Source organism: Nostoc sp. S13, from assembly GCF_029379315.1.
Lineage (GTDB): Bacteria > Cyanobacteriota > Cyanobacteriia > Cyanobacteriales > Nostocaceae > Nostoc.
On sequence record NZ_JAQYWQ010000031.1, the window covers coordinates 1 to 16463 of the forward strand.

Annotated in this window: 11 protein-coding genes; 4 read left to right on the plus strand and 7 right to left on the minus strand. The window is 43.3% G+C overall.

All coding sequences use genetic code 11. From position 1 onward, the window contains the following. Positions 1-159: 159 nt before the first annotated feature. Both PUQ00_RS12310 and PUQ00_RS12315 read right to left on the minus strand, forming a co-directional pair. Positions 160-4038, minus strand: a complete 3879-nt coding sequence (locus PUQ00_RS12310) for a tetratricopeptide repeat protein (RefSeq protein ID WP_300416492.1) — start codon at positions 4036-4038, stop codon at positions 160-162. 251 nt (positions 4039-4289) lie between these two features. Beyond that, positions 4290-4976, minus strand: a complete 687-nt coding sequence (locus tag PUQ00_RS12315) for a hypothetical protein (protein WP_300416596.1) — start codon at positions 4974-4976, stop codon at positions 4290-4292. Positions 4977-5366: 390 nt separating this feature from the next. Between PUQ00_RS12315 and PUQ00_RS12320 the strand changes: the two genes are divergently transcribed. Further along, positions 5367-7439 carry a DNA polymerase III subunit gamma/tau gene (locus PUQ00_RS12320; RefSeq protein WP_300416494.1) on the plus strand — a complete coding sequence of 691 codons (2073 nt, stop codon included), beginning with the start codon at positions 5367-5369 and terminating at the stop codon, positions 7437-7439. A gap of 74 nt (positions 7440-7513) precedes the next feature. On the opposite strand, the gene PUQ00_RS12325 is transcribed toward PUQ00_RS12320, so the two are convergent. Continuing rightward, on the minus strand, positions 7514-8920 hold the full coding sequence (locus tag PUQ00_RS12325; protein ID WP_300416496.1) for a glycosyltransferase family 2 protein: 1407 nt from the start codon (positions 8918-8920) through the stop codon (positions 7514-7516). Between the two features lie 203 nt (positions 8921-9123). Beyond that, complete coding sequence (locus PUQ00_RS12330) at positions 9124-9273, minus strand: hypothetical protein (RefSeq protein WP_300416498.1); 150 nt, start codon at positions 9271-9273, stop codon at positions 9124-9126. Positions 9274-9567: 294 nt separating this feature from the next. Between PUQ00_RS12330 and ebsA the strand changes: the two genes are divergently transcribed. Further along, positions 9568-9942, plus strand: coding sequence for a type IV pilus biogenesis protein EbsA (gene ebsA / locus PUQ00_RS12335; protein ID WP_300416499.1), 375 nt, complete (start codon positions 9568-9570; stop codon positions 9940-9942). 243 nt (positions 9943-10185) lie between these two features. Here ebsA and PUQ00_RS12340 read toward each other — a convergent pair whose 3' ends face one another. Continuing rightward, complete coding sequence (locus PUQ00_RS12340; protein WP_300416501.1) at positions 10186-11160, minus strand: AbiJ-NTD4 domain-containing protein; 975 nt, start codon at positions 11158-11160, stop codon at positions 10186-10188. 249 nt (positions 11161-11409) lie between these two features. Further along, the gene (locus PUQ00_RS12345) at positions 11410-11682 is read right to left on the minus strand and encodes a DUF433 domain-containing protein (protein WP_335030013.1); all 273 of its coding nucleotides are present in this window, start codon (positions 11680-11682) and stop codon (positions 11410-11412) included. A 231-nt stretch (positions 11683-11913) separates the two neighbouring features. On the opposite strand from PUQ00_RS12345, the gene PUQ00_RS12350 reads away from it, so the two are divergent. Both PUQ00_RS12350 and PUQ00_RS12355 read left to right on the plus strand, forming a co-directional pair. Beyond that, positions 11914-13830 carry a GTPase family protein gene (locus tag PUQ00_RS12350; protein ID WP_300416503.1) on the plus strand — a complete coding sequence of 639 codons (1917 nt, stop codon included), beginning with the start codon at positions 11914-11916 and terminating at the stop codon, positions 13828-13830. Between the two features lie 340 nt (positions 13831-14170). After that, positions 14171-15850 carry an ATP-binding protein gene (locus PUQ00_RS12355; RefSeq protein WP_300416505.1) on the plus strand — a complete coding sequence of 560 codons (1680 nt, stop codon included), beginning with the start codon at positions 14171-14173 and terminating at the stop codon, positions 15848-15850. 49 nt (positions 15851-15899) lie between these two features. Here the strand turns inward: PUQ00_RS12355 and PUQ00_RS12360 are convergent, their stop codons facing one another. Further along, positions 15900-16358 (minus strand): DUF29 domain-containing protein, encoded by a 459-nt coding sequence (locus tag PUQ00_RS12360; RefSeq protein ID WP_300416507.1) that lies wholly within the window; start codon positions 16356-16358, stop codon positions 15900-15902. Positions 16359-16463 lie beyond the last annotated feature (105 nt).

Below are 16463 nucleotides of genomic sequence, written 5' to 3' on the forward strand. Positions count from 1 at the left end.
ATACAAGGTCAGTACCAAGTCGAGCGTTTTACATTTAATTAGGTTGAGCTACTTAGTACGCTGTTGCTCCAGCTAGTCCTGCCTCTGGAAATACAACTTCTAGCTATAAGAAGCCAGAATCGGCGGGGAATAAAACAGCAGTTTTAGCAGCACAAAAGATTAATTCGGTTTACCCGTAATCGTGAATGCCGCCCAGTAGTAAGGATGATTATAAAGATTTTTATCTGATGCCATTTTACTATTTCTATATAGTTGTGTTGCTAAATAAGTTTGAATTCGTAATTCCTCTGGATGCAGATTATTCAAGACATCCTCATACCATTTTGTCAGTTCTCCAGCAGTTAGTTCTTTCAGCCATCGGGTTGCTTCTGCTAAGGCAGTAACTGCTGATTTATTGGGCTGTAATCGTCGGTAAAACTCGATGATTACCAAGGCACTAGCGGAAGATTCTACACTCCAGAGAGTACTCACTACATGAGGAACGCCCTGACTCACAAAACCACTCACTAAACTCACATATTCGCTGCTAATAGTGTAGTTGCTAGGACTTAAATTTTCACAGGCAGATAGAGTAATAAGGTTGTAACTTGCTAGATTTTGCTGATAAATTTCATCTAGAGTAAGTTTTTCTTCACCTGCTAATGCTAATTCTGACTTTTTCGGTTCAACCAAATTATTAGTGACATGACCCGTAAAATGAAAGATGTTGTAATTATTATCAAATAAGGCGTTTTCGACAATATTTTTTCTAGCTTCTGACCCCTGAATTCGTTTGATATTACTGAACATCTGGCTAACAATTTCAGACTCAATTTTGGCGAATTTTACTGTAGGATAAGCTGCACTCTCAGGATGTTCAACACTGAGCAATAACTGATTTTGCCACTGCGAAATCTGTTCAGTTTTTATTGATAAACCTATTTGGGCACTAGGCAGATAGGTGACGGTGAAATTTGACTCCACATTCGGCAACTCTTCCGGCGATGGGGAAGAAAGATGGAAAAGGGTATGAATGGGCAATCTGTACAAGTCACGGTGAGGAATTAATACCAGTTGGGTGATGCCTTCGAGTTCCTGGGCAATTGTGGAAATATTCAGGATTTCATACAGTTGCAACAGCTTCTGTTCCATATCAACTCGCCAAGAATGCTGGCTTTTACTTTCTTTGTCTTGAGCCGTGCTGCGATATTCTTGGTATTGTTGATGCCAATCTTCTAGCCAAGTTTCAAATTCAATTAGGCGTTGCACCGCTTCAGGTAGAGGCAATTCATTTAGACGGATAGCTTCTTCTCCTAAAGGTATTGCTCCAGGATCTTGCATGGGTGTAAACAGGAGGATTGGTGATGGCGCTTGGTCTTTGAGAATGAAAGTATGTAGGGCAACCGGACTAATATGCCAGTAAATAATTGCTGTTGTGGGATTGAATAGTTGTTGAATTGCGCCATAATTAGGTGAGTAAATATCATTATTCCAGCCAGAAAGCAGCCAGTTTAAACAAGCATTTTTGCCTTGTTCGGCAATTTGCCAAGCTTCAACTAAATCACCGGACTCTACGGCTAAATCAACTGCTAATTGGTCAAAACCTGTAAATTTCAGAGCTAGCTGTTTTTTACTTTCGTCTGAGCGAGTTTCTTCACTCAGCAATTGTTGCAATAAATCTGTACCGCGTTGCTGCAATTCTTGAACTTGTGTTGTTTGTCCCAAACCCATCAACACTTTGCTTAGAGATTGCAAAACCTCTAGGTGCAACTGGGGAAAATATTCTAGTGTGAGGGTTAACAGCGCCTGATGGTACTCAGATGCAGCTTTGCGCCAATAATCGCGCGTATTGGGATATTTTTTGCCTCGGTCGTAGTAAGTATTACCGATCGCAACATGCAATCTACCCCAACCTTCTGGGTGGGTATCTGTCCGCAGATGCTTTAACCCTTCCTCGTAGCTGGCTAATTTTCCTTCGTAGCCACCCTGTTGTAAGGCGGGATTTGTCGCTGTGATAGTACTCGACAAATTCAGCAATGCCTCAGAATCCACTAAATTATCGATCGCAGTTCCCCGACCAATCCAAGCTTCCCAATAGTCTTGTTTAATTTGCAAAGCCTTGTCATAACAAGCGATCGCTTCGGCAAATTGTTCTAAATAAAACAGTGCTACTGCCTGATTATACCAAGCTAAGTGGAAGTCGGGTTTAATGGCAATCGTTTGCCGATAGGAGGCGATCGCTTCAACGCGGCGTCCTAAGTTGTCTAAGGCTATACCTCGGTTGTACCAAGCTAAGTAGAAGTCGCCTTGAACTGAAAGTGCTTTATCCCAAGAGGCGATCGCTTCTGACCACTTTCCTAAATTAAACAGCACTACACCCCGGTCTATCCAGACTTCGTGATACTCTGGGTCAATTTCTAGTGCTTTGTCGTAAGATATAATCGCTTCGGCAAATTGTTCGCCTACAGCTAGTGCTATACCTCGGTAATACCAGTTTTCCTGGTCTTCTGGTTCCAAATGCAGCGCTTGGTCATAACTAGAAATAGCTTCTGGTAGCCAACCTAACTTTAGCAGCGCCAAACCCCGGCTAGACCAAGCTTCTTGGTAGTCTGGTTTAATTTCTATGGCTTTGTCAAAAGAAGCGATCGCTTCTTCAAAATATCCTAATTCTCCGAGAGTTCGACCTCTGTTGTACCAAGCTTTGTAGAAGTCGGGTTTTAGTTCTGTGGCTGTTTGGTAAGATGCGATCGCTTCATCAAAACGTTCTAAATGAAACAACGTCAAGCCTCGGTTAAACCAATATTCTGGGAATTCGGGTTGAAGTTCGATGGCTTGGTCATAAGAGGCGATCGCGCCTAACAAATCACCTGTTTTAGCTTCCTGAAGACCTTGGTAAAACCACGCTTGAGCCTGGGTAACAGGATTATCGCTATGTCGCTCAATAATACCAGGGGAATTACTACTTTGAACCGCCAAGTTAGAAGCAAGTTGCTGGACTAAATTAGTACTTTCATCCAACCTCACCCACAACTCATCTAGCGTAGAAGCCACATTTGGCTCTAAATTCGTCAAAGTCTTATCCCAGGTTGACTCTGAGTCAGACGTTGTTAATTCAGTTTTTTCTCTAGTGGAAAGGAGATTTGGTCGTATTTTAGTTGGAGTGACTTCTTCTTCATCGCCGAACTTCAGTTGAGCTAATGAGGTGATAGAATCTTCTGCGGCGGGGAGAGGAAAATTTTCTCTGATTGTGGTTTGGGCGTCTTCTCGTTCATATTCCAATACCGGTTCCTCTAAATTCTCGGTCAATCCTTCCTCAGAAAAGACATTTTCGGGTGCTGACGTTATTGGTTCAACATCTTGCAGATCATATTCCCATAACTGTTCACCTAAACTACGAATTAGCTCTTGCCCAGGAGAAGTTGCAAGAATTTCTTCATCGGTTGTAGTTTCTACGACATCTGGCTCACTATACTCCCATAACTGTTCGCCTAAATTGCGGATCAGTTCTTCCCCAGGAGTAGTTTCTATTACATTTTGCTCATCATACTCCCATAACTGTTCACCTAAATTGCGAATCAGTTCTTGCCCAGGAGTGATTTCTACCCCATCTTGCGCCTGATTGTCCTCATACTCTATTGGTGTGGGGGAGTTCTGTATGGGTGAGTTTTGCATTAGCCGGATGCCAATGTCATAGGCAACATCACCAATTCTGCCAACACCAAGTTCCCCCAATTGCACCATCTGGGTTGCTAACAGAGGATTCGGTGCGGGTGAAGCTAACAAGCTTTCACCAAACATCACCAACCAATCTATCCAGCGTTCAGCCGGAATGCGATTTTCGATCCGTTGCAGATACCTCAATGCCCACTGTCGTCCTCGTGCTTGATGCACGCCTTCTAACAATTGGATAAACAATTGTTCTAGATCCGCATTGGTTAGTTCTGGTAGTACCCCCACCAGATTACGTCCTCTCCCACCCTTGAGAGAACGACGAGTCTGCTTACTTGCAATGAGGCGCTTTAAAAACCTTTTAAGCGACTGCGATATCCGCCTGAGCATCTGCCACACTCTTGGATTTTGTTTTTCTAGATTGTAGCCATCGTTGTGTTCAAAAAATCATTAATTACGTAAAAATCCATTAGATCCAGACACCGCTTCCGTAGCAGACTAGCAAAAAATATACAAAACTTCAAGACAATAGCATTACAACGTTACAATTTCCAGATTCAAGACGCCAATTTTAAATTTGAGATTTTCGCTTAATCGAAAATTTCAAATCCAAAATCTGGTGACTTTGCGTTGCGAAGCAGTTAATTTTCTGTTTGCTCTGTAGTCGATTGACCAGCCGGATATAATTGATTAATCAATGCCTGGACAAGCACTTGTGGATCATCTGTTTCTACGGCAAGCTGTTGAGCAATCTGCTGGCGTAAGTTTTCATCCTCCTGCAACATCACAAACAACTCTTCTAGGGTGACAGTTTGGGATTCTCCCTCTGGGAGGTTCTCTGGCGCATCTGCTGACTCTGATATTGGGGCGGTTGGCTCAGAGAGGAAAGTTGTGCTAACAGCATCTGGCCCTTCATATTCCCAAATTGGTTCGCCTTGATTGCGTGTCAATAACTGCATCCCGATACTATAGGCAACATCTCCAATTTCTCCGATGTTCAACTCACCCAGCTGCACTAACCGCGCAGCTATTTCATTATTGGGTGTAGGTGATGCCAGCAATCTGTCGCCAAAGCGCCCTAACCACTCAACCCAGCGTTCAGTTGGGATGCGATGTTCAATATTATGCAGCCACTTCCGTGCCCATGCTTCCCCTCGTGCTTGATGTACTCCTTGCAACAGTTCGTTGAAGAGAAATTCCAGATCCGTATCGCTTAAGGGTGGTGCTGGTTCTTTTTGCACATTCCCCCGGGATTTTGAGGCAGTCTGTTTTCCACCAAACAAGCTCTGAAAAAGCTTTTTGAGCCATTGAAATAGCCGCTTAAGCATCTGCTGCACCATCGAATATTGCTTATCCTAAAATTGTAGCGATCGCACTGGATTAACGTATAGTCATTTGTCATTTGTCATTGGTCATTTGTCAAGAGTTTTTCTCTCCTGCCTCTTTCAACCCCCACTCCCCACTCCCCACTCATCTTGACTAGAACAAATGTACTAAATGGTATGCTATAATTCCGATATCCTTGATGTTGAAATCATAGTAGAGGATAAGCTGTGGTCGCTTGCTTTCCTGAGTGCCAAAATATACGGCATTAGTTGAGTGCAAGGGCTATGGCAACATCTACAAACAAAGCAGGTACGAGAGTTTAAAATAATTGAATCCTAAACTCGACTCGGTGCTACTAATTAACTTTGAAAGGCATTGAAGTCTATATTTTCATGTCTTACGAACCCCTGCACCACAAATATCGCCCCAAGAGTTTTGCTGAACTGGTGGGACAAGAGGCGATCGCTACTACCCTCACCAACGCGATCGGCACATCCAAAATCGCCCCCGCCTATTTATTCACTGGGCCTAGAGGTACGGGGAAAACTTCTAGCGCCCGGATTCTGGCTAAATCCCTCAATTGTCTCAAAGGTGATAAGCCCACTGCTGAACCCTGCGGCGTGTGTGAGGTTTGTCAAGGAATCACCAAGGGCTACGCCTTAGATGTAATTGAAATCGATGCCGCTAGCAACACTGGTGTCGATAATATCCGCGAGTTGATTGAAAAGGCCCAGTTTGCTCCTGTGCAGTGTCGCTACAAGGTTTATGTAATCGATGAGTGTCATATGCTCAGTACTCAGGCATTCAATGCGCTACTGAAGACACTAGAAGAACCACCGAGGCAGGTAGTTTTTGTATTGGCAACAACAGACCCGCAACGGGTGTTACCAACGATTATTTCGCGCTGTCAAAGGTTTGATTTTAGACGCATTCAGTTAGAAGCGATGGTCAAGCATTTAAGTGCGATCGCATCTTATGAAAACATTCATATTTCACCCGACGCTGTAACCCTGGTAGCCCAACTTGCTCAGGGAGGGTTGCGAGATGCCGAAAGTTTGCTCGACCAATTGGGTTTGTTAGCGGGTGAAGTGACACCAGAGCGAGTTTGGGATTTGGTGGGGACGGTGAGCGAACAGGACTTGCTGGGGCTTTTAAATGCGATCGCTCAAGATAAACCAGAAGCAGTTCTAGATTGTACCCACAACATTTTAGATCGTGGTCGAGAACCGCTAACTATTCTGCAAAATCTCGCCGCCTTCTACCGCGATTTACTCATAGCCAAAACAGCACCCAACCGCCACAATTTAGTTGCTTGTACTCAGCAAACCTGGACAGCGCTGGTTGAGTTTGCTCAATACTTGGATATAAGCGCGATTTTGGCAGGACAGCAACACCTGCGAACATCAGAAGTGCAAATTAAAAATACCACCCAGCCGCGTTTGTGGTTGGAAGTAACATTATTAGGATTGTTACCCAGTGCGACGAATATTCAGCCACAAGCCCCAAGCGTTGCACCGCGAGTTAATACACCTGCTGTATCTGCAAGCTATCCTCCAGCAGTTACCCAAAATCACCCAGTCTCTTCTGTACCTCTAGCTGAACCACAAACAAATCATAATTCTCTATCCCAAAATCAGCCCGTCACTTCATCTCCCCCAGTTGAACGGCAAACAAATCACAATTCTGCTGCTAACTCAGTTTCACCACCAACCCCAGAACCTGTATCTGTCCCTGTGCCACCGGCGAACGTTGAACCAGTAACTTCAGAAGTTGTTGATGCGCCACAATATGACTTAACTCAGGTTTGGCAACAGGTACTTGCTAACCTCCAGCCAAAATCAAGGCAAGAAATGCTGCGTCAAATGAGCCATCTCGTAGAGTTCGATGGTACTGTGGCTCGAATTGCGATCAAACAGGCATGGTATGACAAGGGTAAATCTTATCTACCGATGATTACGGCAGCTTTCCAGCAGACTTTCCAGCGTGAAATCCAGATAAATATAGAAAAAGGAACCTCTTCAAACTCTACCTCAGCCAAAAAAAATCCTCCTCCAAAAGACTCTACTCGCGTTCAGCAGCCACCAACTGCCAGTTATAACCAGCAAATTCCCCCTCTAGCGCCAGTACCAGAGCCAACCAATCCATCACCGACACCGACAGCAGCAAGGAACGGAAATGCGGTAAATGGCAATGGGACAAATGGTAATCGGACAAATGGAAATGGGACAAATGGTAATGGGGCAAATGGTAATCGGACAAATGGAAATGGGGTGCAAGCTTTGCCTCCACCGCCACAGCGAACACCTGCACCTGATTGGGAACCTGACGAAGTAGCGATCGCAGCTCAGCGTTTAGCAGAATTCTTCAACGGACAAATTATCCGCTTTGCAGAGGATTCAACAGAATTCTCCGATTCCATGACTACACCTGAGTGGGTAGAAGAATCAGAAGTTGATGATGAATAAAAAATTGCAAAATTATTTTTGGTAATTTTGCATTTTTAATTTTTAATTTTTAATTTTTAATTCCCCCTTGGGGGCTATTCCCCATTCCCAGTATGCAAAGTTTTCACCCATTTTAGGCGCTTTTCTCTTACCGACATTCGGGCAGTAGTACTGCTCATGACGACTAACCAGTGCAACATATATAAACTGCCGCGCAGGGTTTGTACCAGTAACAGAAAATATGTAGAAAGTGGGAATTTTTGATCTTGACGTATCCGTTTCAGACCTGTAAACATCCCTACCATCGACATAGAAATGGACAAGCCTGTGATTGGACTTAACATTGGTGGACGATGACGAGCGATCGCCATTAATAAATCTGGTACTGCTGCTGTAGGCAAGATATACATAATCAGCATAAAAATCAGCAAATCCCAGCTTTTCCGCGTTCCCATGCGGTTTTTGAGAATTAAATCCCAGTAATCCAGATAGCGTTGATAACCGCCTTCTGCCCAACGGTTACGCTGATGCCAGAGTGAAACTGCACTTATCACTCCTTCTTCTTGCACGGCTGGATGGAAAACACACTCAATATCCCATTTTTCCAAATGTAAACGGATTGTCAAATCCAAATCATCGGTAATAGTTTCCTCATTCCAACCACCGCAGTTTTCCAAGGCTGAACGCCTGACAAATTGACCATTGCCCCGCAGTTCGCCAATGCCACCAAGGGTAGTTCGCTGTTGCTGAAACCAGGTATCAAGTGCCATTTCCGCCATTTGACCCTTAGTCCAAAAGTTTTCTTTAGCGTTGGCGATCGCTTTTCGCACCTGCACCGCCCCCACCTTTTCTCTTTGAAATAAAGGTATTACCTGTAGTAGCAAGTCTGGTGTTACTTGGGCATCAGCATCAAATACTGCTATAATATCGCCCTTTGTCAGTGGCAATACCTGATTCAACGCCCCCGATTTGCCACCACTAGCTGCTGCTGAACGCCTTAGTACTTTCAGTTGCTGGTGTTTCTGTTCTAGTTCTGCTAATAAATGTGGGGTGCTATCACTGCTGTGATCGTCAATTATCCATACTTCGTACTGTCCACCTGGATATTCCAGATTACAAAGATTTTTGACTAATTTAGCAATTACCGCTTCCTCATTTTTCGCAGCCACTAGCAAAGATACAGAGGGCAAATCTCCCTGTATTTCTTTTGGATAGCGACGAGATTTAGTAAACACTACCACCAAAGCATGAAATCCTAGAATGGTGGTCAGTCCTAGAATAAATATGGAAGCCCAAGAAACTAAATGTAGAGCGATCGTGCCACTCCAGACGATAGTCAAGACTAGAGCTGCTTTGCGTCTACGACCTTGAAACCGGGGTGTTAGAGACACAGGATCTGTCTCTAACACTGACTCCTCATTTACTGATAGGTCAGACAATAAGGAGTTGAGCGGATCAAGCTCTTGATAAGAATCTTCTTCGGGCCAGGAATTCGCTGGCATAGGTTAGGTTACTTGATTCAAAAACCAGTATTTGTCTACAGTTAGTAATTTTACGGACAAATATCCCTAAGCTACTTTTCCCGATATTAATCGGAATGGGCAAACTGCAATACCCGCTATCCCTAAGCCAAAAGCTGCTGGGACTACCTTTGTTGTTACCGCCACTCTGCGTAATTACCTCACATTAACCACGTTTGCGACTCTCACACAGAGGCTTGATTCCTTTGATAGCCACTTGGGCAGGAAGCTTGTAGAGTCGGACTTTCTCCAATCAGAACTTGGATTTGGGCAAAGTAATAGCAAGGTAGCAGCAGCTTATTGTTGGGAGAAACTGCAATAACGGCATCCACCACTTTACAGTCGGGATTTTTAGTGTTATCGTTCCCAGCTTCGATAAAAGTTAATGCAGCATCATTGTAACCGAAATTTTAATATTTCTTAGCAGTAACTTCATTTATTGGGCATTGGGCATTGGGCATGGGGCATGGGGCATTGGGCATTGGACAAATTCTCCCTTGTCTCCCTTGTCCTCCTAACTCCTAACTCCCCACTCCCCATTCCCTATGTGCTTTAGATACATCTTTTGGGAATACTACTAACAGCCACTAATATCCCCAGTTTCCAACTAACTTGAGAAATATTTAACAATGTCTATTGAGCAACTCCAGCCTGCCACTCAACAACAAGCTAGTGTTTACTTACCTTACGTTCAGGGCGCTAGGCGCAATTTCTTACCCTATGCCATCAGTCTTTATCAAAAAGGGGTATTGGAGGGACACCGCAAGATAGAAGCCAGTGAACATGTCCCCTTTGTCGCCTCTTGGAATGTTGGTACCTTACCCTCAGACTTAACCCGTTGCCGAATTCAGTTTGATGGCAACGCTGACCTGAGTTACGAACTGATGATAGCTAGTTTCGAGTTTATTAATTTTTTAATTGAACTTATGGACAACTATAAACGTCATCGCGTGACCGATTTTTCACAACCGTTTTACCGCAAGCTACTGCGTATAGATGATTGATAAAACTTAGCCGGACTTTTATCAGTTCGGCTTGCCTTTAAATTGTTCTAAGCTTTAGCCCAAGCCAGTAATGCAAGCCACAGCCATTACTCCTTAAATGCTAAAAAAGTAAAGTATAGCATTATTAGTATTTTAAGTCTCTCTGATAGGCGATCGCTATCTTTATTCTTGCTTGCGATCGCTAAATGTATCGAAGACAATCGCTCCTGATCTCCCAATATCTAATTAAAAAGCGATCGCACTCTAAATCTTCGATTTCAGGTAATTTGTGAAAGACGTACATGAAAGTAAAAAGTACTTTGCATCAGCAATAGTTAAATCAGGCTCAGTCAACATAGCATGTCTGATACCTCCCTCATCACTTGTATATCCATACAGATTTAAAAATGAATTTTTTAAAGCTGGATGTAACTTATTAGAAACTTCCAGAACTTTCAGGGCTTCTCCTAAAGTTGCCTTTGGTTTTCCGGTAATAGCTTTTGCAAGACTTTTAACTGCGGAAATAGATTCTTTTATAGAGTTTCTGTAGTCAGGATTTTCTTTGTCACTCATTAAAGCAAGGGAGCGCTTCAAATGGCTGGACACAGCAGGAAAACTTTTATCATCTACTGCTTGCTCAAGCATTTCAATTTCTTGCTCATTGGTGATATCTGTGAATACACCTGCGACAAATCTATAACCAGCCAGTTCTCTTTCTAATACAGAGTTTATATCTTCTACAAGTTTCGGAGATTTGAAATAGTTCATAGTGAACTCAAGAAAGTCGTAAACTTCATACCATTGGCAATTTTGAAAATATTCTAATAACCAGTTTACAGATTCTCTTGGTGTTGCCGAGAAGTCATCCAAAAGATACTTAAAATATTTTTCCCAAACATATACAATAAAGTCATCTACATATCTGTCCGAGTACATATAGTTGGATATGGATTTTGAGTATTTTAAAAAGAAATTTGCACTTAATACATTCCAAAGAGAATTGCGTAGAGCATGATTTATACTATCAATTTGGATAATCTCAGATACTGGGTTCAAGCCTCGTCGTTGGCTAAAGGTTTTGGCTGAAACCTCAACTGCGAACATTTCAAGTAAATGTTGTTTCGCCTCGGATTCAGCAATTTTTTCAGGATCATGTATATGACAGTATCCAGAATAATTAGCTTTGAGCTTACATGTTTCTCCAGATTTAGTTATTGCCTTGCAATTAGCTGATAACATACGAGATCACTTCAAGGATATCTTTATTAAGATAGCAGTTTTATTGATGAAGCCTAGTATTAATTAAAACCCTGACAGTGGTCTAAGAGAATATTTGAAAAGTCTAATTTATTACTAGCCCTGGCGACTGGAAGTCGCGGCTACACAGACAAAACCCACCTCCGTGGGTTAAAACCTTGATTTTTCGTTACAAACGAATTTGGCTCACTGTCTCTTCGCCGTATATTCAGCTTCCAAACGGTCGTATTCTTAAATTTCTGCGGCAATCTCCGTCTCAATTACTTCCTTGTTAGCATAATAGTAAGCTAGCGCTGCATAAACTTGTGCCAACATTAGCTGTGGTCTTTGGGCAACTATCTCTTCCGGTTTCATGCCTGCGTTAAAGTTGATCGCAATGTTATGTACCCTAATTCGGTGTCCCGCAATCCGAGGGCGACCACCACAGGTTCCCGGTGTACTGACAATCAGCGTGCCAATGTCGGTAATGGTTTCCATAGCTTGGTTACTAAATTTTGCTCCCATAAGCAACTGAGTAATTTAAAACTTCTTCTAATCTAGAAATATAAATATAAATGTCCAGTTGTTTATTTAGCTGCCCACAGCAAAATCAAACATTTATCCTTAATAATTAGGAGTCTAGCACTAATCCCAGAATATCAAACATCCTGCCTAGATTGGAGACGATAGACTTTTTATAAGAGTAATTTTTGCAAAAACTCGAATTTCCCAACATTTCAAAACAGGTATGGGGCAATGGTGCGATTAAAACTGTGGCAATGGGTCGTCTTAGCAATCCCGATCGCTTTTATCATCATTTTCTTACTGGTAGCCGCCGGTTCACAAATTCATGCGTGGGGCATTAATTGGATTTGGGGTGTATTCACCCTTTTATTCGTGGGTTGGCGTTGGCTGTTGGTAGAATGGACTCAACCAGCTGTTAACCAAGTGGAAGCTGTATTAGCCCAAGTCCGCGAAGAACTGGAATCGACAGCAGAGGATACAGTAAGGCCACCAGTGGGAAGTGATGTTACAAAGCAAGCAGAAACCGCACTCCAAGAAATTCTGCAAGCAGCACAAAGCGATCGCCCGATTTGGGAAGACTGGCAAACGTTTTGGACGCGATGCCAAGATTTAGTTGTAGCGATCGCTCATATCTACAATCCTCAGATTCAATATCCTCTGCTGAACATTTACGTCCCCCAAGCTTATGGGCTGATTCGCGGAACGGTGGATGATATGGATCAGTGGATGCAAAAGTTATCCCCACTCCTCAATCAAGTGACGGTTGGGCAAGCATACCAAGGATACGAGGTCTACCGGAAGTTGGAGCCATCGGCTCGGAAATTTTGGAAAGCTTGGAACTGGGCACAGTGGGTCTTAAATCCGGTGGCGGCGGTGGCAAAACAAGCCAGCCAGGGTTCTAGTAACCAGGCAACTCAGCAATTATTGGGGAATTTGAGTCAGTTATTTCGGGAAGCTGCCCTGAGAAACTTATGTCGCCAAGCGATCGCTCTCTACGGACGTAGCACATTACCAGTTTCAGTATCTTCACCTACACCAACTTTACCCAAGGCAAAAACTCAAACACTCCGAGAAATCTTAACCCAAGCTCAACCAGCTGAGGCAGTTGAGCAAAAACCCGTAAATATTCTGCTGGTGGGGCGCACGGGGTCGGGAAAAAGTAGCCTGATTAACACGCTATTTCAGGCGGATCTCGCAGCCGTTGATGTTTTACCCAGTACCGATCGCATTCAGAATTATCAATGGCAGACTCAAAGTGGCGAAACTTTGACGCTTTTGGATACACCTGGCTATGAACAAGTCAACCGTGCCAATCTCCGAAATATAGTGCTTGATTATGCCATCAACGCAGACTTGCTGCTGTTAGCTACCCCTGCCCTCGATCCTGCCCTACAAATGGATGTGGACTTTTTGCAAGATATCAAAGCAGAAGTTGCAGATTTACCGGCGATCGCGATCGTCACCCAGGTAGATCGTCTGCGTCCCATCCGCGAGTGGCAACCACCTTATGATTGGGAATGGGGCGATCGCGCCAAGGAAATTGCCATTCGCGAAGCCACTGAGTATCGCGCCAAACAGCTGGGAAACTTCTGTAATCTAGTTTTACCTATGGTTACAAGTGATAGCAAAACAAGTCGAACCGCTTGGGGAGTGGAGGCTTTATCGTTGGGATTAGTGGATGCGATCGCGCCTACCAAGCAACTCCGTCTCGCCCGTTTTTTGCGTAACCTAGAAGCCCGTACTATCGCCGCAGCCAAAATCATCGACCACTATACCTTCCAGATGACGACAACACAGGGACTAACGGCATTGCTTAAAAGTCCCGTCCTCCAGTTTGTTTCTACCCTCTCAACCGGATCTCCAGCCCTAGCATATATGCTGGCAGAGCAAATTCCGGTGGAACAGTTGCCGATTGTGATTGGTAAACTCCAAATGGGATATGAGCTTTTCTCGCTCTTGAATAGAGGCAACCTTAACCCGCTTAACTTTGAATTGGCATCCCTCTGGCCGCTACTGCTGGAAAACTCCGCTTCACCCGATCGCAACGCCTGGGCATTTGGTCACGCCCTAGTGGAATACTGGACTCAAAATTTGACAGTTAAACAACTCCGGCAGCGATTTGAGTATTATCTATCGATTGCCAAATAATTTGTCTGCGTTGAAAAATTAATTAGGACTTACGCACTGAGAACGTAAAATGTAAGGGCTTCAGCCCTTACTATAAACCTTTAATTATTCACACCTAATTACTTTGATTAATTTAGTATATTAAATCTCATCAATTATAGTAAAAATTACAATAAATTAAGAATATTTACTCAGCAGTATTAAAGATATTTATACTCAAAAAGAGGAGAACAAAAAATCCGGTAATTATGTCGTACTCCTAACATCAAAGTTCAGATTACGATTAAGAGTAGGTGTTTGCTGAAACTTACCCGCTTTACGTGAGTTTTTATACAGATATCCCTTTTGTTCGGAGTTCTTTATGAAAAATATATTACAAACCTCCATTTATCAAGAACAGAATTCACATCAGAGCTATAATATATCGTCTTACAACAGGCTGCTTTCGGTCGTGAAGGATTTGGCTTGTGTGCGAACTATTGAGGAAATTATTGAAATTGTGCGTTTGGCTGCTCGCGATCTCACCAATGCTGATGGAGTCACTTTTGTACTGCGGGATGGTGAATGTTGCCACTATGTCGATGAAAACGCAATTGGGCCACTTTGGAAAGGTATGCGTTTTCCGCTCAGGTCTTGCATCTCCGGTTGGGCAATGCTCAATAAACAAGCAGCCGTAATTGAGGATATTTACCAGGATGCTCGAATTCCTATTGAAGCATATAAAGTTACTTTTGTCAAGAGTTTAGTGATGGTTCCTATACGGGTTTCTGAACCACTGGGTGCGATCGGAGCCTACTGGAGTACACGACACCGAGCCACACCCGAAGAAATCGGACTGCTTGAGATTTTGACCGACACTACGGCAGTTGCAATATCGAACGTTCAACTTTTCCAGAAACTAACGAACCAAAACGCCCTTAAAGACAAATTTATTGCGATGCTAGCTCACGAGCTGAGGAATCCCGTTGCCCCCATTTCCAACGGGGTTCAACTTCTGAAGTTGAAGCTGGGCGAGACTGGCGCAGTTGGGGAAACAGTTTTAATGATGCAACACCAGATTAAGCATCTCTCGAAATTGATCGATGAGCTACTTGACGTATCGTCCATCACCTACGGGAAGATTTCATTAAACCTTGAGAAGGTTAATCTGGGGGAATTGGTTCGCCAAAGTCTCAATGACCATGCACAAGCAATAAAGAGATTGAACCTTACCCTAATACAAGACCTACCAAACACGCCAGTGTGGGCTTATGTTGACCCGACCCGGTTCTTCCAAGTCTTTGGGAACCTTCTTGATAACGCCTTAAAGTTTTCAAAGCCAGATGGGATGATCTGGGTGGATCTCTCATTTATTCCAGGTGAGAATGGCTCAGGCAGTGTAGCCGTCTTATCTGTAAGAGACTCAGGCATAGGGATAGACCCGACAATATTACCAGAACTTTTCGAGCCATTTACCCAGGCCGATCGCAGTTTAGACCGTTCGAGGGGCGGGCTAGGTTTGGGACTCTCAATAGTAAAAAGCCTTGTAGAACTTCATGGTGGTAATGTTCAAGCCTCAAGTAGAGGGATCAATTTGGGAGCAGAATTCAAAGTTACTCTCCCTGTATGCGAAGAGATTACAGGCTTTGACAACGATCAGGAGATTATAGAGGCGGCTAAAAAATCGTTGAAGATTTTAGTCATCGAAGATAACGAGGATTCAGCCATAACATTAAAAGCAGTGCTTGAGTACTTCGGGCATGAAGTTTCCATTGCCAATAATGGAATTTTAGGGGTAGAAACTGCAAGGAAGTTTGAGCCTCATGTGATTATTTGTGACATCGGACTTCCCGAAATGGATGGATTCGCTGTTGCACAGGAACTGAGTAAAGATTCCAAATTTACTGACTCAATTCTGATTGCGCTCACCGGCTACGGTGGCCAGGAGGATAAGGAGCTGGCGCTTCAGGCTGGTTTTAAATGTCACTTGACCAAGCCTGTAGATTTTGATGTACTTACGGTAGAAATTGATCGATACCTTGATAGAGTATTATCAAGTTGACAAATTTTGCTAATTTCTGATTAGCAAGACAAGCAGCAGCACAAGGAACTCAATCCATTAAATCATCTGTGGTAGGTTCACCCGGATAGAAGCGATCGCTCAGAATTTCTTCAAAAGGATATAGACATTGCTTGGGAAAAGTTGAGAGTCGCAGATTTGTTTCTCCTGATGCTAAATCCCTACCGTTTTGAAATGATTCCTGGAGTGCTTCTTCAAGGTAAGGCTTCAGACTAGGATTTTCCCTCAACAACTTGAGAATTTCCCGTCGTTGTACTCTAATTGTCCCTAACCAACTACGACTCCGTTGCTTTGGTTGATATTCCCATTTAAGCAAATGTCCAATTAATATACCAAGACGATTTCTCAATTCTTGGCGTTCCTTTCTTCCCAAAGATTCTATTTCCTCAATTAAATTGGGCAGGTCAAGCTGGTTCCATTGGTGATGACGCAAAAGGTTAGCCTGTTCTTGAGTCCAACTGTAGAAGTCTGCTTCATAGAAGTTTTGCATCAGGTTTTTTGCCGTTTTTCAGGTTTGTAGTGTCTACATAATTGAAAAATTCATAATTCATAATTATGTTTCAGATAGAGATTTAAACCTTCTTTGAAACAGGAC

Bases quoted from the DNA above. Each gene is read 5' to 3' on its own strand.
- PUQ00_RS12310 (WP_300416492.1), bottom strand. From the start codon at position 4,038: ATGCTCAGGCGGATATCGCAGTCGCTTAAAAGGTTTTTAAAGCGCCTC.
- PUQ00_RS12315 (WP_300416596.1), bottom strand. From the start codon at position 4,976: ATGCTTAAGCGGCTATTTCAATGGCTCAAAAAGCTTTTTCAGAGCTTG.
- PUQ00_RS12320 (WP_300416494.1), top strand. From the start codon at position 5,367: ATGTCTTACGAACCCCTGCACCACAAATATCGCCCCAAGAGTTTTGCT.
- PUQ00_RS12325 (WP_300416496.1), bottom strand. From the start codon at position 8,920: ATGCCAGCGAATTCCTGGCCCGAAGAAGATTCTTATCAAGAGCTTGAT.
- ebsA (WP_300416499.1), top strand. From the start codon at position 9,568: ATGTCTATTGAGCAACTCCAGCCTGCCACTCAACAACAAGCTAGTGTT.
- PUQ00_RS12340 (WP_300416501.1), bottom strand. From the start codon at position 11,160: ATGTTATCAGCTAATTGCAAGGCAATAACTAAATCTGGAGAAACATGT.
- PUQ00_RS12345 (WP_335030013.1), bottom strand. From the start codon at position 11,682: ATGGGAGCAAAATTTAGTAACCAAGCTATGGAAACCATTACCGACATT.
- PUQ00_RS12350 (WP_300416503.1), top strand. From the start codon at position 11,914: ATGGTGCGATTAAAACTGTGGCAATGGGTCGTCTTAGCAATCCCGATC.
- PUQ00_RS12355 (WP_300416505.1), top strand. From the start codon at position 14,171: ATGAAAAATATATTACAAACCTCCATTTATCAAGAACAGAATTCACAT.
- PUQ00_RS12360 (WP_300416507.1), bottom strand. From the start codon at position 16,358: ATGCAAAACTTCTATGAAGCAGACTTCTACAGTTGGACTCAAGAACAG.